Here is a 17,732-nt window from a genome sequence, read left to right as displayed (position 1 = left end):
AGTTCTGATTATACAATAAAATAAAAGGGACTAATTGGAATTCCAATCAGTTCCTTTCTGTTTTTGATTACATACCTTTATTACTACCTTGAGGTGATTTTTTCATTTCTTTAATAATGCTCTGAATTGTATTATCATAATCACCTTCTGTTGTACTTAGATTATGCAAACTGTGGATATCATTAATTAAACTTGTATTGTCCGAGACATATACTTTAAAGTATCTAGGCATAACTGACATTGCCGTACGCTTTGCCATATCCGCTGTTCTATCCTGATCATAACGGCCAGATTTTTGGTAAGCAATTAACACTTCTTCGTCCGTTACAAGTGTTGCGACTTCATCGAAAGCATCACCACGCAACATAATTCGCGTAATCATATTCGCCATTTCAGTACGGTCAATACTTACGGAATGATTTTTTTCTGTATTATTTTCCATTTGTTCTTTCGTATAACGCACATAGCCAAGTTTATCATCAGCACCATCTTCTGCCGGAGCTCGTAACTCTTGATTGGGATCTAATTCATTCCGTATTTGGTCTCTTTCATCAATAGCATTGTTATTATTTGCACAACCAGTAATGAGTAGCAAAGAAGTCAGGCCGATTGGTATAAGTGTTCTTGTTTTCATTGCTATCCTCCATTCAAAATATCTTTTCATCATTAGTTTGCAATTTGAGTTGAAAATCATACTATTTTATTTCTGGAGGGTTTTTCGAAAAGATGATAAACTGTAGACACGATATATGGGGGGATTTATATGATAGAGTTGCAAGGGAAAAAATACGAGCTTGTGGAAAATCATAAAAATGGATTTAGTGAGGATATGTTAAAAGAACGGTACTCAGATATATTAGCTAAGTATGATTTTATTGTTGGTGACTGGGGTTATGACCAGTTACGATTAAAAGGCTTTTATGCAGATCAAAACCAAAAAGCACCTGTTGACAATAAGATAAGTGCCTTAGATGACTATTTATATGAATACTGTAATTTTGGATGTGCTTATTTTGTCCTTCAAAAAATTGCTACATAAAAAAGCAGTAGCTCGATGTTGCTACTACTCTTTTCCAAAATCGCCATCAGGATTATTATGTGGGTCATGTGAGCCATCAGCCTGTCTAGGTAAGTCCTTATGACGTTCTCTATCAGGGTAAACAAAAGCACTATCCCGTCGTTGTCCTTTTTCCCAAGGAGTCGATTTACCTTCCACTAGAGCATATTCATTCATTGGAGAACCAAAAGATCCTTCTGGGAATTCCTCAGGAATTAACTTGTCGTGCATACTTTCCACATTGGTAAAGTTTGAATATGTCTTCTTTTTTTCTTTTGCCATCAACTAAACACATCCTTTTCACACAAAATACCAACAACTAATGTAAAGGTGTTGGTATTAGTTTTGACTATATAGTGAGTTGTATGGGTAGAAAATAAAGGCAGTTCGTATGAAATGATGCTAGGGATTAAAGCTCACAACGTTTATAGCCTCTGTATTTTTTTTCAAGCATTTTTCCTAATCGAAAAATTGCATCCTCATTTCCTGATTTACTTATTATTTGAACAGCAATTGGCATATTATTTTCATCATTTCCTACCGGTACGGTCAATGCAGGTAATCCCCAAACATTTGCATAGGCTACATAAGGCATGTAAGTGAGAAATGTTCGCCGCATGGAGAATATTTGTCGATAGACTTTTCCATGCTTTAATGCTCCCGTATGATAAATTGGAAAAATGAGTAGCCTATTTTGTAAATACGCTCCCAGAATCTTGTCTCCCTGTAAAATCGTCTCTTCCATCTCTCGAATGCGGCTAATCGATGGTTTAAAAAGCTTTGCTCCAAAAATTGCTTTCGACAGATACGGATGAATCTTAGAGCGTTGCGTTAGTTTTTCTTTAAGAAAAGATTTCAAGAGAAAAGACCTGTCATTGTTAAATGCAGCTTTTTCAATTAATTCACTGCCATTACTTGAGAGCATTTCTTGCCATAATGTAGCGCAGTTATGATACATTGGAGGAATGCGTCGAAAAGTAGAAAACGATCTTGTTAGTACTTTTTCAATATCGTCTAACAGTCTTTTCGTTACTTCATTTAATGGTTGTTCCATATTACTAGGTAAAATTTCTATCTTAAAATTCTTTAGAGAGCAATCATCTATTTCATTTTCGGAGATGCTTGAATAGATAAGTTCCATATCCCGAACGGATTTACCCATTGGTCCAATGCTTAACATTCTATTTTGGATATCATTTGTAACAGCTGGAAAATGCCCATGAGCTGAAACCTGTTTAAAACCGGGCTTAAAACCAATAACGCCATTGAAGTGACTGGGAAATCGAATGGAACCACCAATGTCAGAGCCAATTCCTGCAAGAGCACCTCCTGCTGCTAACAGGGCTCCTTCACCTCCACTTGAGCCTCCACAGGTCCTATTGATATCCCAAGGATTGTTGGTACGACCATATAGTCGATTATCTGTTTCCTGACAAAAACATAAGGCAGGTGTATTTGTCTTACTTAAGATAATCATTCCAGCTTCCTGTAATTTCGATATAACTACTGCGTCTTTTCTAGAAATTAAGTCTTTTCTATGTTCTAGTCCACCAGTCGTTTTCATACCTTTGACATGAATGGATTCTTTTACACTTATTGGGACACCAAATAGAGGGGATAATGGCTCATTATTTTTTAAAAACATATCCAGCTCTTTTGCTTGTTGTAGCGCTTCAACGTACCGATTTTCTACTACTGCATTAATAATCGGATTTATTTGTTTTTGTTTTTCTATATAAACACTAACGATTTCTAACACTGAAAACTGTCTTTCTTTAATAGCATGGGATATAGCTGTAACATCTAAATTAAGTATATCTTCCTTGTTGGAAGAGATCACAGTTCCCATCATCCTTCATTCTCCTCGTATTTAAATTATGCATGAAATTTGCTGTAATTAAAGAACTTCATGTAGGAAGTTCCGAATTTCATCAGCTTCCATAGCTGTCTCATGGAAGATATGCTCTATCTTTCCTGGATCGTTTAAATCCTCTTTTCCTACTACTGTAAATCGATTTTTACGCAAATTGATAATGGTGGTTTTGTTTGGATCATCATCATTCTTTAAAAAAGCAAAATCATAACGCTGTAACTTTCCCATGAAACTTATATAACGCACTTCTTTTGTAACAGTTTCATCTTTAATTAATTCATACTTACTTCCCATCATATCCCTCTTTTCCGAATATTGACATTTTCCTTAACTATATCATGTTTTGCTCAATAATCCTATAATATATGGTATGATAAGATTGTAATTCATAATGGGGGGGTTGTTACATGTATTTTGTAGATAGGAGTAAGATTCAGCAGACGCTTCAATACATGGACCAGGTCATCAATGTATTGAAAATGAACGCTCCAGAAACGTTAATCGATAAATTAAGTTTGGAAAGAGCTGTACATATAGTAATAGAATGTACATTAGATGTTGGAAATATGATGATCGATGGATTTATTATGCGTGATCCAGGTAGTTATAACGATATTATCGATATTTTGTTAGATGAACAGGTTCTTCCTAAAGATGAGGAAACTGCTTATAAAGAATTAATACAGCTAAGAAAAGTGTTGGTAACCGACTATACAAACATCGACCATAACAAGTTAATACATACGATTCAAGCTAATTATCATGTATATAAACAATTTTCAGCACATATAAGAGTGTACTTAGATAATGAACTAGGAGTAGCTAACGCTTTTTCAAATGAATCATAGGGGTGATACGTTATGAAACAAACACCTACGAAGCAAAAGCTATTGACGTTAATAAAAAAAGGACATGAAGTAACTATAACAGATATGTTGCCTTTTTTTACGATTTCGGAAATTGCTGTTCGAAAGCATATACAATCTCTAGTGCGGGATGGATTTATCAAGAAAAATAGTATAAAGCAGAAACTAGGAAGACCATATTTTACTTATGAGCTTACAGAGAAGGGGCATGGATTATTCCCAAATCAAAACGAAAAACTGCCATTAGAGCTGCTTCAGGATCTTGAGTATCTTCAAGGTAAGAGAGCGGTTGATGATTTACTTTGGCAAAGAATGCTGCGGGAACGGAATCAGCTAGAGGATTTCGTAGGTGACAGTGACTTTGATGGTAAGGTTAAAGAAATGGCTAAGTTTCAAGATGGAAATGGATATATGGTAGAATTGAAAAAGGTAGATGTAGGACACTATGAAATGAAAAATTATCATTGTCCGATTTCTGCGTTATCCTCTAAATATACACAAGTATGTCAAAATGAAAAAGCAATGTATCAAGACATCTTTTCTACCTGTGAAGTTATTTCACATACATGTATTACTGATGGAAAACCTTATTGTATGTGGACAATAAAGCAGTTGGAAGAAAGGTGAAGGACTATATCTTTCTCCTGCAGTTGAATAAAGAAGACGTTGTCTGAGTGAGCAAGGTCGCTTGGACTTTTTAGTTTAGAAAGAAGGAATATTCATGAAACATGCGTATAAAGGCTATTTAATTGATTTAGACGGTACGATGTATCGAGGAAATGAACCAATTGAAGCGGCTGCAGAATTTATTGCTACATTAAAAACCAATAACATTCCACATGTGTTCGTAACTAATAACTCTTCAAAAACACAAGAAGATGTATCTACGAAATTAAATAAAATGGGGATTACTGCAACTGCACAGCAGATAGTGACAACGAGTATAGCTACAGCAAAGTTTATTCAAGCAAGAAAGAAACAAGCAAGATGTTATGTTATAGGAGAAGATGGATTACATCAAGCTATAGAAGAGCAAGGACTGACTATTACAGATCAGGATTGTGATTTTGTAGTTGTTGGCATTGACCGGAACATTTCATATGATAAGCTAGCAAAAGCTTGTTTGGCTGTCAGGGATGGCGCTACTTTTATTTCTACGAACGGCGATGTAGCGATTCCCAGTGAAAGAGGATTATTACCTGGGAATGGATCACTGACATCTGTAATTACAGTTAGTACTGGAGTAGCGCCAACCTTTATTGGTAAGCCAGAATCCATTATTATGGAGGAAGCCCTAACTGTGTTAGGAGTGAAAAAGGATGAAGCGTTAATGGTTGGCGATAATTATGCTACAGACATACGAGCTGGCATAGGTGCAGGGATGGATACATTGATGGTTTTTACTGGTGTTACTCCTATTAAGGAGTACCCAAACCTTGAAATCCAGCCGACCTATTATGTGCATAGTTTACATGAATGGCTTCAACATATTTAAGTAAACAGAGAGTAGAAGAACCAATGGTATATCTACTCTCTGTTTACTATATAAGACTTCGATATCTTCGTCTTTTATTCTCTTCTTGTATGCTAAAAGTGATGGCTTAATCTAGATTTTTTCTAATATAAGAAGAACTGCTTGACAGTCTAAGTTAAAAGTATGGTTTGAAGTTTCACTTTATCTAGTAACTTTCTTCATCAGTGGAATGTGCTAAGCGACTAGATGCCGCAGCTGCAATTGCACCTACAATATCATCCAAAAACGTATGACACTCTCCTAAGGATTTATCATTTAATTTTTGTAATATGCCAGGCTTTTGTTTATCAATGTACCCGTAATTTGTAAAGCCGATTGAGCCATATACATTGACGATTGATAATGCAATGATTTCGTCTACACCATACAAACTTTCGTCAACCTCAATGGTTTTTTGTAGCGGCTGCTCTAGCTGTTTCTTTTCTGTTAATACATCTAATTGAATACCTGTCAGGATGGCATTTTGTACTTCTCTTTTTGTTAGAACACGATCAACATTATGTCTGCAAACTTCTATTGTTAAATCATCATGGTACTTAGACTGTAGATAATAAACGAGTTCTGCTATATCATCAATCGTCACTCCACGTTCAGTAAGCCATTGTCTAGCTTTAACTTCTAATTCACTCTGATTTGTCTCTTGACCCATCATGTAACTTCCTCTCTTTTTATAGTTTTAAGTAAAGAAGGTAACTTTTCAACATACAATTAGTATAAATGCCCAGAGGAGGGATCTACTTGTCTTATGAAAAGTGGCTTTATGAAAATTACAACATTCAACCAGAAGAAAAAAGATGGATTGACGGCAAAGAATGCTTTAAATCTGGAGAATATGTTTATTTTACCATTTCTATTGATAACAATGAAATTATTTATATGGAACAGGCGGTTGTAGCTTATTATTTAGCGGAAGACTACTATACACATATGGCAATTCCAATATCAAATAATCAAGGAGAATGGTTTACAGTTTTTCAGGATACGCAGCTTATGGTTGTTCAAGGCAAACTTTCATATAGAGAGATTACTCTATCTGATGGAAAATTACTAGCCGAATTTCATCAGATTGGTAATGCTTATGGATATGAACCAAAGGCTATTTCCAGCTATGGACAATGGAAGGAATTATGGATCGATAAAGTGAACACATTAGAGAATCATCTTGAGCAGAGAGCACGTGAAACCCCTTCAGCATATTACCGTCTAGTAATGGATGTACTTCCTTATTTCATCGGTATAAGTGAAAATGCAATTCAATATATTCGTGAAAGTGAACAGGAACAGCGATTTTATGAAGTAGATCAGGGAACGATTGCTTTTCGAAGATATACAAATCAACTGATAAAGCCCATTATGTGGCCAATGGAATTAGTTTATGATCACCCATCGAGAGATATTTCTGAATTTTTAAGACAGCACATCTTAAACAAAGATCCAGGTGCAATTTCTTCCAATTTTTTAAATGATTATCAAGCGATCAGACCATTATCTGTGTTTAGCTGGCGTTTAATATATGCAAGGTTACTTTTTCCTATTCATATTTTTGATTTTTTGGAATGGAATTTAACATCTGAAAATGACGATGCACTCGAGCAATTCAAGCAATTACTTCAAACACAATCAGAATATGAAGAAAAGCTCGGGAAATTTTATAATCAAGTAGAGGTGGATTGTGATCTTCTGCAAATTCCTGTGGTACACTGGCTATAGAATGATGAACATAATTACGTATGGAGGTCATACCGTTGAAGAAACCATTGATTTATATTACACGGAAAATACCAGAAGAATTAATCGCCCCTTATACTAATAGCTTCCGTATAAAATTTTGGGAAAAAGAGAATGACCCAGTACCAGAAAATGTGTTGTTGCGAGAAATAAAAGAGGCAGAGGGATTAATTTGCATGTTAAGCGAACAGATTAATCAGCAGTTGCTAGATGCAGCTCCTCATTTAAAGGTAATTGCGAATTTAGCGGTAGGTTTCGATAATATTGATATGGAAGCAGCAAAGGCTAGAAATATTGCTGTAACTAACACACCAGATGTGCTGACCGAAACAACTGCTGATTTAGGGTTTGCCCTGTTAATGGCCACTGCAAGAAGGCTTATGGAGGCAAATGATTATATACGGAAAGATAAGTGGGACAACTGGGGGCCGTATTTATTGGCGGGATCCGATATTCACCATAAGACAATTGGGATTGTAGGTATGGGAAGAATTGGGCAAGCAATTGCAAGGAGAGCCAAGGGATTTGAAATGGAAGTTTTATACCATAACCGTTCTAGAAATGTTGAAGCGGAAGAACAGCTAAATGCCACTTATACAGATTTCGATACGTTGCTTCACCATTCAGATTTTGTGGTATCTGTTGTGCCTTTAACTGGTGAAACGGAGCAATTATTTAATAAGACTACCTTTCATAAAATGAAAGATACTGGTATTTTTATTAATATTTCTAGAGGTGCAGTAGTAGATGAAACAGCGTTAGAGAATGCTTTAGTAACTGGAGAAATAAAGGCAGCTGGATTGGATGTCTTTGTAGAGGAGCCTATTCATGCTGATCATCCATTAATGCAGTTGAAGAATGTTGTTGCACTTCCACATATTGGTTCGGCGAGTACAGAAACACGAACTGCTATGTGGAAATTGTGTTTGGATAATACGCTTTCTGTATTAACAGGCGGTCAGCCGAAGACGCCTGTTTGGTAAAATAGATAGGAACAAAAGCGCAAGCGCTCGATTAGAAATGTAGCGACTGGAGCGAGTCGTGAAGTCATCTAGTTCTGGGCGCTGGAACTGGACGCGGCTCAATATTTCCTAGACAAAAATAAAGAAGGCATCCTTGTCGTTGGAGGCCTTCTTTGTATAGGATAAAATATAATTATTAGCTATGTTATCGATTTAGTTTGTTTTAAAATACTTGCTCTATTTCTGTTACTCCAGGTACTTCGGCCATTAAGGCGCGTTCAATCCCAGCCTTTAATGTAATGGTAGAACTCGGGCAATTCCCGCATGCACCCATCAGACGAAGAAGCACAATGCCGTTTTCATCTACATCGATTAACTCCACATCGCCACCATCACGTAGCAAGAATGGACGTAATTTATTTAATACTTCTTGTACTTGGTCTCGCATTATCCATCTTCTCCTTTCTTCTATCTATTATAGAACGGATTCTTCAAAAAATCTATGGCATAATTGAAACTGATAATCATTTTTATTTTATCTTTAGATAAACATTTTGTAAAATAAAAGATATCGTATAAAGGAGGCTAGATGGGATGAAGCAAATAAAGATAACGGTATATGGGGCAGAACAGATTTGTGCGAGCTGTGTTGGCGCACCAGGCTCTAGGGATACTTATGAATGGCTACAAGCTGCTATTGGTCGGAAATATATAGATGATCACCTAAAATATGAATACATAGATATTGATCAACCTCCAAATGTGGAAAAGCATCAGGCATTTATTGAAAAGATAGTGCGTGATGATTTATTCTATCCCATTGTCATGATCAATGACGAAATGGTTGCTGAAGGTATACCGCGGTTAAAAACAGTTTATCATGCATTGGATAAACATAACATTCCATTACAGAATAAATAGAAACGAGGAAACGAACATGAAAATCCCTTTTACGAAGATGCATGGACTTGGAAATAGCTATATATATATTGATTTATTCCAGCATAAATTAGAGGAAGCAATGCTGCCAGCGTTAGCGCAAAGCGTATCTAATATGAACACAGGAATAGGGTCTGATGGTATCATTTTAATTCATCCCAGTGAAAGAGCGGCACTAGGTATGCGGATATTTAATAAGGATGGTTCAGAAGGGCAGAGTTGTGGTAATGGATTAAGGTGTACTGCGAAGTATGCCTATGAACATGGAATTGTTGATGTCACTCAATTTCAAATAGAAACGAAAGCTAATATTGTAGAGGCAGAGGTTCAAATACAGAATAATAATGTGCAGCTTGTAACAATTAACATGGGGAAGCCACAGCTTAACCGAGCGGACATTCCAATGATAGGCAGTGAAACAGAAAAAGTAGTAGCAGAACAATTTAAAATAATGGATCAGCAGCTTAAAGTAACAGCGGTATCTATGGGCAACCCGCATGCTGTTTTTGTTGTTGACAATATTGATGATGCCCCTTTAGTAGAATTAGGACCATCAATTGAAAAGGACAAACGGTTCCCACAGGGGATAAATGTAGAATTTATTGAGGTGCTTACTCCTACTGAAATAAATTTTTGTGTATGGGAGAGAGGGTCTGGTATTACACAGGCTTGTGGTACTGGTGCTTGTGCGGCAGTAGTTGCAGCCGCGTTGAATGATTTGGTTAACCGTAATGAACAAATAACTGTTCATTTACCAGGCGGCGATTTGTTTATTAAATGGGATGATCAGGGCTATGTCTGGATGACTGGAGGAGCAGAAGTTATAGCTACAGGAGATTATTACTATGACGATTGAGTATCATCAGTTGAATCCTATTCAAGGACTTTGTATACTTAAAGAAGATAAGCAATCATCTTAAAGGGAGGTCCATGAGATGGCTATTAATATTACCGATCATGCTAGTAAGCAGATTCAAAATATGATGAAAGAAGAGTCTGATGGTGCCTATTTGCGCTTTGGTGTAAAAGGTGGCGGATGTAGTGGGTTATCCTATTCACTAGGTTTTGAATACGAAATAAATGAAGAGTTAGATACAACGAAAGAAATTAATGGAATACCAGTTGTTCTCAATAATCAGGATATTCCTATAATTGAAGGAACAACGATTGATTTCAAACAAAATATGATGGGTGGCGGATTTAGTATTGATAACCCGAACGCTATCGTATCTTGTGGTTGTGGATCATCTTTTAGAACAAAAGATAAGGCAGGCGCGCCTGGCGATTGTTAGAAAAATAGCTGAAGCAATAAGTTGCTTCAGCTATTATTTATATCTATCTATAGTTAGTATCTTAAAACATGCTAGTTGAGTGTTTTGGTTGAATTCTGGCTTTCGGATCAATATATTGTTTTGCATTATTTATAGCCGTAGGACCTTCGCCAAATCCAGTTGCAATGAGTTTCACTTTTCCAACGTATGTGCAAATATCTCCAGCAGCATAAATCCCTGGTATATTGGTTTCCATTTTTGAATTTACTACGATACTATTCTTTTCAATTTCGAGTCCCCAGTCTTTAATTGGTCCTAGTGTAGAAACAAATCCATAATTGCATAAAACGGCATCGACATCCAATGTGATTTCTCGGTCACCTTTTACTTCTTCCAAAACGACTTGTTCAATACGCTCATTTGCAACGATATTTGATGGTACAAACGGTGTTAGGATTTCTACGTTCGATGCATAAAGCTTTTCCACACTGTGTTCATGGGCTCGGAATTTATCACGACGATGCACAAGAGTTACCTTTTCGGCAATCGGTTCTAGCATAAGCGCCCAATCAACAGCTGAGTCTCCACCTCCAAGTAAGACAACACGTTGATCCTTATATTGGTTCATATCTTTAACATGGTAATGGAGATTAATGTTTTCAAATTTATCGCATTGATCTATGTCTAAACGTCGAGGCTGAAAAGCTCCGTTTCCTGCTGTAATAATGATCGTCTTTGTATAATGTACTTCCTTTTTATTGGATGTTAATTTGAACGTTCCATCTTCAAGCCTTTCTACATTTTCGATTGCCTGTTCTAAAACAATTTCTGGATCGAATAAGTTTGCTTGTTCCTCTAAGTTATCTACTAATTCCTGTGCTCTAACCTTAGGGAAACCAGCAACATCATATATATATTTCTCTGGATATAGAGCAGTTAATTGCCCGCCAGTGTGTGGTAAACTTTCAATTATTTTAACACTTGCCTGACGCATACCGCCATAGAAGGCTGTGAATAAACCTACGGGACCTGCGCCGATGATAGTAACATCATAGACTTCTTTGGTCACAATAATTCCCTCCACTTCCGATAAAATTTAGTATACCATTGTTTATAGTACCATAAATTCCCCTTAGTAGAACATGAAAGCACTCTGTAACTTACTATTAAGAAAAATTTAATAATTGGGGAAACAAAAGAAAGGGTTGAAATGTAGATAGAAAAAGGCTACTATTATCAAGGATGTTTATTACGATTATGTGACAACGACATTATAAATCTATTAATTTTTCTATCCACTTGGTAAAGTAGCCAAGTTTTTTCTAATGACTATTAAGTGAAATATGTCACAAACGTACAAAATAGTAAAAAAATGGAAGTGATTAGAATGAAAAAACCGAATATAGTAATTCTAGGTGCTGGCTACGGTGGCATGATGACTACAGTTAAATTACAAAAGACATTAGGAGTAAATGAGGCAAATATAACACTTGTGAATATAAATGATTATCATTACCAAACCACTTGGCTTCATGAAAACGCAGCAGGAACCTTACATCATGATCGAACTCGTATACAGATTAAAGATGTAATAAATATGAGTAAGGTGAAATTTGTTAAAGATAAAGTTATTTCTATTAAGCCAGATGAAAAGAAAGTTAAACTGGAAAATGGCCAATTAGATTATGACGTATTGGTAATCGGGCTTGGATTTGAAGCAGCAACCTTTGGTATTCCTGGCTTAGAAGAACATGCGTTTACAATTGGAAACATTAATAGTGCTCGCCTTATTCGCGAACATATGGAATATAATTTTGCTTTGTATCACAACGAATCAGAAAAAAACCCCGCACGATTAAATATTGTTGTAGGCGGTGGTGGGTTTACTGGAGTTGAATTTCTAGGTGAGCTTGCAAATCGTATTCCTGAGCTTTGCGAAGAATATGATATTGATAAAAATTTAGTACGAATAATTAATATTGAAGGATCACCTACTATTTTGCCTGGGTTTGATCCACAATTAGTAGAATATGCGATGAATTCATTAGAATCACGCGGAGTTGAATTTGTTACTGGAGCAATGCTTAAAGAATGCACAGCTACTAGTGTTGTTTATGAAAAAAATGGTGAAATAACGGAAATTCCAACACTAACAACGGTATGGGCAGCTGGTGTAAAAGCAAACGCTCTTGTTGAGAAGTCCGGTTTTGAAAATAATCGAGGCAAAGTGGCAGTAGAAAAGGATATGCGAGCGCCAGACTATGATAATGTATTTGTAATTGGCGATTGTGCACTTATTATGAATGAACAAACGGGGAGACCTTATCCACCAACAGCACAAATTGCTATTCAACAATCAGCCGTAGTTGCCCATAATGTAAAAGCGTATATTCAAGGCGGAGAAATGGAGCACTTTGAACCGGAAATACTTGGTACAGTAGCTTCTCTAGGCCATAATGATGCGATAGGGGTTATATTTAACGATCAAAAATTGTTTGGCTGGAAAGCAACTGTGATGAAAAAGATAATTGATAATCGGTACTTATTGAAATTAGGTGGACTAAGTTTATTAATGAAAAAAGGAAAGTTTAACATTTTTTATTAAGTGTGGATGTAGCAAGGACAGTGCCACTGTCTTTGCTTTTTTTCTAAATTCATTTAAAATGGAAAAGGGAAAAGAAATTGTTTATACATAATAATGTCTAACTGCTTGTTAGGTGAGTAAAGTTGCGAAGGGAGCCACCTGTTTTGATTCAATTAGTAGTGTCGATTATATTATATTTTGTCATCTTTTTTGGTATTGCATTTATATTGAATATGTTATTACGAAGAACATGGTTGATGGCATTTTTATATCCATTTGTCGTATTAATTATTGTAGATAATATGTCTACAATGGAGTATTTAAAGGCACCAGGATCTGCATTTTCAGAAGCTTTTTCCAGGCTAATGCAAATCACTCCAGTTGATATTGCCATATTAGTAGCAGGATTTGCAGGTACAATTGTGTCTGGAATCATTATTAAGTTATTAAGAAAAAGTGGATATCAAATGTTTTAAAAGCTTTATTTATAACAAAGAAAAAGAGATAAGTGGATTTATGATCAGTAAATCCGGACTATAATCCGAGTATATTTATTTTCGGAAAGTAGTTCGGATTGTTTTTTTGAAAGGAATAATTCTCTAGTTACTATACATGCATAACTGGTATTAAGATTTTAGTTCGTTTATAAATAAACAAACATTACGATTATAAATTTAAAGTTTTCATATTTATCTAAAAAATTTTATGTGGTTTTGTATATTTTTTGATTAATTGGAAATGCTGAACTGGTAGGAAAAAGGAAACCTTTGTTGGGAGTTTTGTCCATATCAACTATCTGTCCTGAGTCAGGGAAGAGCTTGATTTACTGGAACTTTCTATAGACTGTACAAAGGTTCACTACCAGAGAGGTGTTATTTATGAATGTCAAAAGTTTTATTCGTAGAACAAGTTTAGTAATCTTAGCAATCGTAGCGTTTCTTACTACTATTTCGTCCATAACCAATGTATCTTTTGCAGAAGTAGAGGTGTGGTCCAAGCTGAAATCACCTGCTGTTCATATGATTAAGGAAGCAAAGGCGTCTGATTCTTCCCTTAGGCATACGGTATTACAAGGGAAATCATTGAATCATCTAAAGGAGAAGAAGCGCTATATTTCTAGTGAGGAAATTGAAGGTGCAGAGACATTAGCTGATGTAATTAATTTTGAACAGTATCCAAGCGCAAATGTTGTTGCAACAGGATATACTGCTGGAATTGAGTCAACAGGAAAGACACCAGATCATCCGGAATATGGGATTACTTATTCTGGGGTCAAGGTAAAAAGAGATTTGTACTCTACGATAGCAGCAGATCTTAATGTATATCCTATCGGCACTATCTTATTTATTCCTGATTATGGATTTGGAGTTGTTGCTGATAAGGGCAGTGCTATTAATGGGAATAAAATTGACCTTTATTATAATACGGTCGAGGACGTATACAGTCAGTGGGGGAAAAAGAAACTTGATGTATACGTGATTGAAAAAGGTAATGGTAAGCTTTCGGAAAAGAAATTGGATGAATTAAATGAGAATCAAGCTTTACAAGTATTTAGGCAGGAAATAACGGATAGTTAAAAAAGTATAATTAGTTAAAATAGGTCAACAGAAGTTTATGTATTTTATCAGCTAATAGTGCTTTTCCAATAAATAGTTTAAAAGCAAAAAAGCCGAACAGATTCGAAGAGTTCTGATGGTACCGCTCCCTGAAGTTAGAGTAATCTAATTTCAAGAGATCAGTACCAAATATTTCGAATGATAGTTCGGCTTTTGCTTAAACTAAAATACTATTGCTCCAGCATGAATTAATTTAGCAATGCATTTAAAATGAATGCAATCGCTACACCTGTTAATCCGCCAAAAAATACTTCGATCGGCTGATGACCTAATAATTCCTTTAGTTCTTGGCGTTTTTCAAATTGCTTTTTATTTGTCCAATCTTTTGCTCCATCAATAAATAGCTGGAAATCTTTAATTAATTGATTTAACACGATGGCTTGCTCCCCGGCCTGTCTTCTAACACCAGTAGCATCAAACATGATGATCACACTAAATACACATGAGATAGCAAACATGGTAGAGGAAACTCCTTCTACAATACCTACACCTGTTGTTAATGCAGCTACAGCAGCTGAATGACTGCTTGGCATTCCTCCAGTACTAAAAGCTAAATCCGGTTTAAATTCTCTTGTAACGATAAGCGAAATGGGAATTTTAACAACTTGAGCAAAAATTATTGCAGTTAGAGCAGCAAACAATGGGTAATTATGAAATAATTCCATGGTCGTCTAAACATCCTTTCTAAAGGAAAGTTTATCCCTTGTTAGATGACAATATGCATGGTATCTAATGCTATATTATCACATGAATGGCTAGTAATCAGGCGCACCAAAGAATTATTTTATAAATTTAGTATTTATCCAATTTTGGCTTGGCGAACTGCTGGAATACGTGTTGCAATTCTGACCATAAATAAAGCAGTTAAACCAGCAAAGGCGATATCCTTAATCAAGAATGGAATCATCGAAGCCCAAGCTAATGGATAAGTTATAGGAGCCGCTAACCACGTATTTAAGGCGACATACATATATGATACACCTATACCGTAATTAATGATGGTTCCAACGAGTGCAGCAAGTAAGTAATAAAAAAGAGAGCTTTCTTTCCGTTTATCGACCATCCATCCAGTAAAATAGGCTACAAAAATAAAAGATATGATAAATCCACCAGTTGGAGTTAATAATGCTGTAGGTCCCGCTGACAATCCAGCAAATACGGGAACACCAGCAAATCCGACAAGTATATACACTAGAACAGAAAGAGTTCCTAGCTTTCTACCTAACATTAATCCGGCTAATATGGCGAAGAATGTCTGTAAGGATAAAGGCACGCTTGTCCCGCCGATTGGAACTGCCAGCATAGGAAACCAAACCGTAATATTTGCACCTATAGCCATTAAAACAACAAATACGGCTCCATATGTAAGATCAATTGTTCGTAATCCTTTCATAATCTCATCCTCTCTGTATATGATAGTAATTGGAGAATGGGTTTTTGTCAACCTCGTTTTTTTTGGGTTAACAAAAATTGTGGCTGTTAAATGCTAGATAAACTATTTCTATGTTAGATAATTTCTTTAAGGAAGAAAAGTAGAGAGGGGAATAAAAGAGGTGGGTGTAGGCTCCCACCTTCTATGTTATGCTATTTAATCGCTGTCTCTAATGCAATTTCCATCATGTCATTGAAGGTTGTTTGTCTTTCTTCGGAGGTCGTCTCTTCACCAGTTAATATATGATCAGAAACTGTAAGAACGGAAAGAGCTTGGCGATCATACTTTGCTGCTAAGGTATATAATGCAGTTGTTTCCATCTCAATTGCAAGCACTTTATAAGCAGCAAGCTTTTCATTGATTTCTTTTGCGTTATCACGGTAGAACGTGTCACTTGTAAAGACATTACCTACTCGCAAGTTTAATCCTTTTTCTATTCCAGCATCATATGCATTTTTTAATAAATGGAAGTCAGCAAGTGGAGCGTAGTCTATACCACCGAAGGTCATGCGATTCATTTGTGAATCAGTGGTAGATCCTTGAGCAAGAATAACATCTCTAACCTTGACATCTTTTTGTATTGCTCCACAAGTACCTACGCGGATTAGTTTGTTTACATCATAGCTCTGGATTAATTCATTCACATATATAGAGATGGAAGGAACTCCCATTCCGGTTCCTTGAACCGATACCCTTTCTCCTTTATATGTTCCTGTAAATCCATACATACCGCGAACGCTATTATATTGTGTTGGATGTTCTAAAAAAGTTTCTGCGATATATTTGGCACGAAGGGGATCACCTGGTAATAATATTTTGTCAGCAATTTCTCCTTGCTTTGCACCTATATGTACACTCATGTTAATTCCTCCTAGTATAAATGGAATACTTTCAAAATAACGTTATCATAAGCTATTAGGAAAGACAAATAGTTCTATAATTCATCCTTTCTGACAAATAATAGGTATAAACTATCGTATCATGATTGAAAATAGAAGCAGAAGTTGTTAAATCTTTGTCGATACATAAAAAACTGTAGCTTATCTGTTTCAAAAATGCTTATTATTGTATATAATATTATTAGTTCAGTTTTTCACTTAATAACATATGAAAAACCAATGTACTGTATGTACATAAAAAGATAATATCTTTGGAAGGATGAATGAGGATGAAAGAACAAAATTTTACAATTACAGCGGATACAGGAGTTCACGCACGTCCAGCTACACTTCTGGTAAATAAAGCAGGTCAGTTCGAGTCAGAAGTAGAAATCTCATACAATGAGAAGACAGTAAATCTAAAATCAATAATGGGTGTTATGTCCTTAGGAATTCCTAAAGGTGCAGAGATTAAAATTACCACTACAGGAACTGATGAGGAAGAAGCGCTTAAGGGTGTAGAGGAAGTAATTAAAGAGCATTTAGGTGAATAATAATTTAAAGTTATTTGTTAAATGTCCTTTATCATAAGGCTGAGACAAAAGAATGAAGAAACAATAAAAAACGAACGATAATTAATTGAAATTAATTATCGTTTGTTTTTTGATTAGAATCATTCATTTAGCACCTAAAATAAGCGAGACTCCGGTGGGAACAGCACGAGTCCGAAAATCCACTTGGTAACGTGTTTTTCTTTACCAAGTTAGCTGAGGCCGTGCCCGCGAAAAGCGCGTATATTTTCACGGTGCGGCGATGATGCTCTTATTGATAATATGATTATTCGTATTTTGGGTAAAGAAGTTGTGTTTTGTCCCAGCCTTTTTTACATATAGTGAAAAGATGCTGCCTCTAGCACTGCTGATAGTAATGAATTAGCTAATCAGGCTTGGGTGTAGTAAATCTTTATAGCGTGAAAGTGGGCTTGGACCTCT

The 17,732-nt window shown here is 35.8% G+C and carries 23 protein-coding genes; 13 read left to right on the top strand and 10 right to left on the bottom strand.

All coding sequences use genetic code 11. The annotated features are described in order from the left end of the window. Positions 1 to 67 precede the first annotated feature (67 nt). Entirely contained in the window at positions 68 to 634 is a 567-nt protein-coding gene (locus D9782_RS20240) for a YhcN/YlaJ family sporulation lipoprotein (protein ID WP_026681551.1), read from the bottom strand. Positions 635 to 763: 129 nt separating this feature from the next. Between D9782_RS20240 and D9782_RS20235 the strand changes: the two genes are divergently transcribed. Beyond that, a complete protein-coding gene (locus D9782_RS20235; protein WP_026681550.1) occupies positions 764 to 1,039 on the top strand; it encodes a YutD family protein in 276 nt (91 codons plus the stop codon). A 24-nt stretch (positions 1,040 to 1,063) separates the two neighbouring features. On the opposite strand, the gene D9782_RS20230 is transcribed toward D9782_RS20235, so the two are convergent. From D9782_RS20230 to D9782_RS20220, 3 genes are all read right to left on the bottom strand, one after another. After that, entirely contained in the window at positions 1,064 to 1,339 is a 276-nt protein-coding gene (locus D9782_RS20230; protein ID WP_026681549.1) for a hypothetical protein, read from the bottom strand. A gap of 127 nt (positions 1,340 to 1,466) precedes the next feature. Next, positions 1,467 to 2,909 carry an amidase gene (locus tag D9782_RS20225; protein WP_226983534.1) on the bottom strand — a complete coding sequence of 481 codons (1,443 nt, stop codon included), beginning with the start codon at positions 2,907 to 2,909 and terminating at the stop codon, positions 1,467 to 1,469. A gap of 45 nt (positions 2,910 to 2,954) precedes the next feature. Beyond that, the gene (locus tag D9782_RS20220) at positions 2,955 to 3,224 is read right to left on the bottom strand and encodes an SAV0927 family protein (RefSeq protein ID WP_121605572.1); all 270 of its coding nucleotides are present in this window, start codon (positions 3,222 to 3,224) and stop codon (positions 2,955 to 2,957) included. Between the two features lie 113 nt (positions 3,225 to 3,337). Between D9782_RS20220 and D9782_RS20215 the strand changes: the two genes are divergently transcribed. The 3 genes from D9782_RS20215 (at position 3,338) to D9782_RS20205 (ending at position 5,291) form a co-directional block, all read left to right on the top strand. Continuing rightward, a complete protein-coding gene (locus tag D9782_RS20215; RefSeq protein ID WP_026681546.1) occupies positions 3,338 to 3,778 on the top strand; it encodes a DUF86 domain-containing protein in 441 nt (146 codons plus the stop codon). A 12-nt stretch (positions 3,779 to 3,790) separates the two neighbouring features. After that, positions 3,791 to 4,423: a helix-turn-helix transcriptional regulator gene (locus D9782_RS20210; protein WP_051388330.1), complete on the top strand. Its 633-nt coding sequence runs from the start codon at positions 3,791 to 3,793 to the stop codon at positions 4,421 to 4,423. Between the two features lie 94 nt (positions 4,424 to 4,517). Next, positions 4,518 to 5,291, top strand: coding sequence for a TIGR01457 family HAD-type hydrolase (locus tag D9782_RS20205; protein ID WP_026681545.1), 774 nt, complete (start codon positions 4,518 to 4,520; stop codon positions 5,289 to 5,291). 184 nt (positions 5,292 to 5,475) lie between these two features. Here the strand turns inward: D9782_RS20205 and D9782_RS20200 are convergent, their stop codons facing one another. Further along, positions 5,476 to 5,979 carry a phosphatidylglycerophosphatase A family protein gene (locus D9782_RS20200; RefSeq protein ID WP_121605571.1) on the bottom strand — a complete coding sequence of 168 codons (504 nt, stop codon included), beginning with the start codon at positions 5,977 to 5,979 and terminating at the stop codon, positions 5,476 to 5,478. 89 nt (positions 5,980 to 6,068) lie between these two features. Between D9782_RS20200 and D9782_RS20195 the strand changes: the two genes are divergently transcribed. After that, a complete protein-coding gene (locus D9782_RS20195; protein ID WP_026681543.1) occupies positions 6,069 to 7,040 on the top strand; it encodes a protein kinase family protein in 972 nt (323 codons plus the stop codon). Positions 7,041 to 7,075: 35 nt separating this feature from the next. Next, positions 7,076 to 8,041 carry a 2-hydroxyacid dehydrogenase gene (locus tag D9782_RS20190; protein ID WP_026681542.1) on the top strand — a complete coding sequence of 322 codons (966 nt, stop codon included), beginning with the start codon at positions 7,076 to 7,078 and terminating at the stop codon, positions 8,039 to 8,041. Between the two features lie 202 nt (positions 8,042 to 8,243). On the opposite strand, the gene D9782_RS20185 is transcribed toward D9782_RS20190, so the two are convergent. Beyond that, positions 8,244 to 8,468 (bottom strand): NifU family protein, encoded by a 225-nt coding sequence (locus tag D9782_RS20185; protein ID WP_026681541.1) that lies wholly within the window; start codon positions 8,466 to 8,468, stop codon positions 8,244 to 8,246. 146 nt (positions 8,469 to 8,614) lie between these two features. On the opposite strand from D9782_RS20185, the gene D9782_RS20180 reads away from it, so the two are divergent. From D9782_RS20180 to D9782_RS20170, 3 genes are all read left to right on the top strand, one after another. Then, on the top strand, positions 8,615 to 8,941 hold the full coding sequence (locus D9782_RS20180; protein ID WP_026681540.1) for a YuzD family protein: 327 nt from the start codon (positions 8,615 to 8,617) through the stop codon (positions 8,939 to 8,941). 16 nt (positions 8,942 to 8,957) lie between these two features. Continuing rightward, positions 8,958 to 9,815 carry a diaminopimelate epimerase gene (dapF, locus tag D9782_RS20175; RefSeq protein ID WP_026681539.1) on the top strand — a complete coding sequence of 286 codons (858 nt, stop codon included), beginning with the start codon at positions 8,958 to 8,960 and terminating at the stop codon, positions 9,813 to 9,815. A gap of 79 nt (positions 9,816 to 9,894) precedes the next feature. Then, positions 9,895 to 10,251, top strand: a complete 357-nt coding sequence (locus D9782_RS20170) for a HesB/IscA family protein (protein WP_026681538.1) — start codon at positions 9,895 to 9,897, stop codon at positions 10,249 to 10,251. Between the two features lie 61 nt (positions 10,252 to 10,312). On the opposite strand, the gene D9782_RS20165 is transcribed toward D9782_RS20170, so the two are convergent. Continuing rightward, positions 10,313 to 11,299, bottom strand: coding sequence for an NAD(P)/FAD-dependent oxidoreductase (locus D9782_RS20165; protein ID WP_026681537.1), 987 nt, complete (start codon positions 11,297 to 11,299; stop codon positions 10,313 to 10,315). A 318-nt stretch (positions 11,300 to 11,617) separates the two neighbouring features. Between D9782_RS20165 and D9782_RS20160 the strand changes: the two genes are divergently transcribed. From D9782_RS20160 to D9782_RS20150, 3 genes are all read left to right on the top strand, one after another. Beyond that, on the top strand, positions 11,618 to 12,835 hold the full coding sequence (locus D9782_RS20160) for an NAD(P)/FAD-dependent oxidoreductase (RefSeq protein WP_026681536.1): 1,218 nt from the start codon (positions 11,618 to 11,620) through the stop codon (positions 12,833 to 12,835). 143 nt (positions 12,836 to 12,978) lie between these two features. After that, positions 12,979 to 13,290, top strand: a complete 312-nt coding sequence (locus tag D9782_RS20155; RefSeq protein ID WP_026681535.1) for a YuiB family protein — start codon at positions 12,979 to 12,981, stop codon at positions 13,288 to 13,290. Between the two features lie 402 nt (positions 13,291 to 13,692). After that, positions 13,693 to 14,391 carry a 3D domain-containing protein gene (locus tag D9782_RS20150; RefSeq protein ID WP_026681534.1) on the top strand — a complete coding sequence of 233 codons (699 nt, stop codon included), beginning with the start codon at positions 13,693 to 13,695 and terminating at the stop codon, positions 14,389 to 14,391. 227 nt (positions 14,392 to 14,618) lie between these two features. Here D9782_RS20150 and D9782_RS20145 read toward each other — a convergent pair whose 3' ends face one another. The 3 genes from D9782_RS20145 to deoD form a co-directional block, all read right to left on the bottom strand. After that, positions 14,619 to 15,095: a divergent PAP2 family protein gene (locus D9782_RS20145; RefSeq protein WP_026681533.1), complete on the bottom strand. Its 477-nt coding sequence runs from the start codon at positions 15,093 to 15,095 to the stop codon at positions 14,619 to 14,621. Between the two features lie 134 nt (positions 15,096 to 15,229). Beyond that, positions 15,230 to 15,823: a biotin transporter BioY gene (locus tag D9782_RS20140; RefSeq protein ID WP_026681532.1), complete on the bottom strand. Its 594-nt coding sequence runs from the start codon at positions 15,821 to 15,823 to the stop codon at positions 15,230 to 15,232. A gap of 191 nt (positions 15,824 to 16,014) precedes the next feature. Then, positions 16,015 to 16,722 carry a purine-nucleoside phosphorylase gene (gene deoD / locus D9782_RS20135; protein ID WP_026681531.1) on the bottom strand — a complete coding sequence of 236 codons (708 nt, stop codon included), beginning with the start codon at positions 16,720 to 16,722 and terminating at the stop codon, positions 16,015 to 16,017. Between the two features lie 308 nt (positions 16,723 to 17,030). Here deoD and D9782_RS20130 point away from each other — a divergent pair, with 308 nt between their 5' ends. Beyond that, complete coding sequence (locus D9782_RS20130) at positions 17,031 to 17,294, top strand: phosphocarrier protein HPr (RefSeq protein ID WP_026681530.1); 264 nt, start codon at positions 17,031 to 17,033, stop codon at positions 17,292 to 17,294. Positions 17,295 to 17,732 lie beyond the last annotated feature (438 nt).

It is taken from the genome of Virgibacillus sp. Bac332 (genome assembly GCF_003667785.1).
Taxonomy (GTDB): Bacteria; Bacillota; Bacilli; order Bacillales; family Amphibacillaceae; genus Virgibacillus; species Virgibacillus salarius.
Note: the sequence above shows the minus strand (reverse complement) of the source record. Positions and strands in the feature narration are given on the sequence as shown.

Coding starts and splice junctions, on each gene's coding strand:
- D9782_RS20185 (WP_026681541.1), bottom strand. CDS start 8,468: ATGCGAGACCAAGTACAAGAAGTATTAAATAAATTACGTCCATTCTTG.
- D9782_RS20160 (WP_026681536.1), top strand. CDS start 11,618: ATGAAAAAACCGAATATAGTAATTCTAGGTGCTGGCTACGGTGGCATG.
- D9782_RS20210 (WP_051388330.1), top strand. CDS start 3,791: ATGAAACAAACACCTACGAAGCAAAAGCTATTGACGTTAATAAAAAAA.
- deoD (WP_026681531.1), bottom strand. CDS start 16,722: ATGAGTGTACATATAGGTGCAAAGCAAGGAGAAATTGCTGACAAAATA.
- D9782_RS20170 (WP_026681538.1), top strand. CDS start 9,895: ATGGCTATTAATATTACCGATCATGCTAGTAAGCAGATTCAAAATATG.
- D9782_RS20235 (WP_026681550.1), top strand. CDS start 764: ATGATAGAGTTGCAAGGGAAAAAATACGAGCTTGTGGAAAATCATAAA.
- D9782_RS20130 (WP_026681530.1), top strand. CDS start 17,031: ATGAAAGAACAAAATTTTACAATTACAGCGGATACAGGAGTTCACGCA.
- dapF (WP_026681539.1), top strand. CDS start 8,958: ATGAAAATCCCTTTTACGAAGATGCATGGACTTGGAAATAGCTATATA.
- D9782_RS20220 (WP_121605572.1), bottom strand. CDS start 3,224: ATGGGAAGTAAGTATGAATTAATTAAAGATGAAACTGTTACAAAAGAA.
- D9782_RS20140 (WP_026681532.1), bottom strand. CDS start 15,823: ATGAAAGGATTACGAACAATTGATCTTACATATGGAGCCGTATTTGTT.
- D9782_RS20215 (WP_026681546.1), top strand. CDS start 3,338: ATGTATTTTGTAGATAGGAGTAAGATTCAGCAGACGCTTCAATACATG.
- D9782_RS20225 (WP_226983534.1), bottom strand. CDS start 2,909: ATGATGGGAACTGTGATCTCTTCCAACAAGGAAGATATACTTAATTTA.
- D9782_RS20200 (WP_121605571.1), bottom strand. CDS start 5,979: ATGGGTCAAGAGACAAATCAGAGTGAATTAGAAGTTAAAGCTAGACAA.
- D9782_RS20180 (WP_026681540.1), top strand. CDS start 8,615: ATGAAGCAAATAAAGATAACGGTATATGGGGCAGAACAGATTTGTGCG.
- D9782_RS20145 (WP_026681533.1), bottom strand. CDS start 15,095: ATGGAATTATTTCATAATTACCCATTGTTTGCTGCTCTAACTGCAATA.
- D9782_RS20150 (WP_026681534.1), top strand. CDS start 13,693: ATGAATGTCAAAAGTTTTATTCGTAGAACAAGTTTAGTAATCTTAGCA.
- D9782_RS20205 (WP_026681545.1), top strand. CDS start 4,518: ATGAAACATGCGTATAAAGGCTATTTAATTGATTTAGACGGTACGATG.
- D9782_RS20240 (WP_026681551.1), bottom strand. CDS start 634: ATGAAAACAAGAACACTTATACCAATCGGCCTGACTTCTTTGCTACTC.
- D9782_RS20230 (WP_026681549.1), bottom strand. CDS start 1,339: ATGGCAAAAGAAAAAAAGAAGACATATTCAAACTTTACCAATGTGGAA.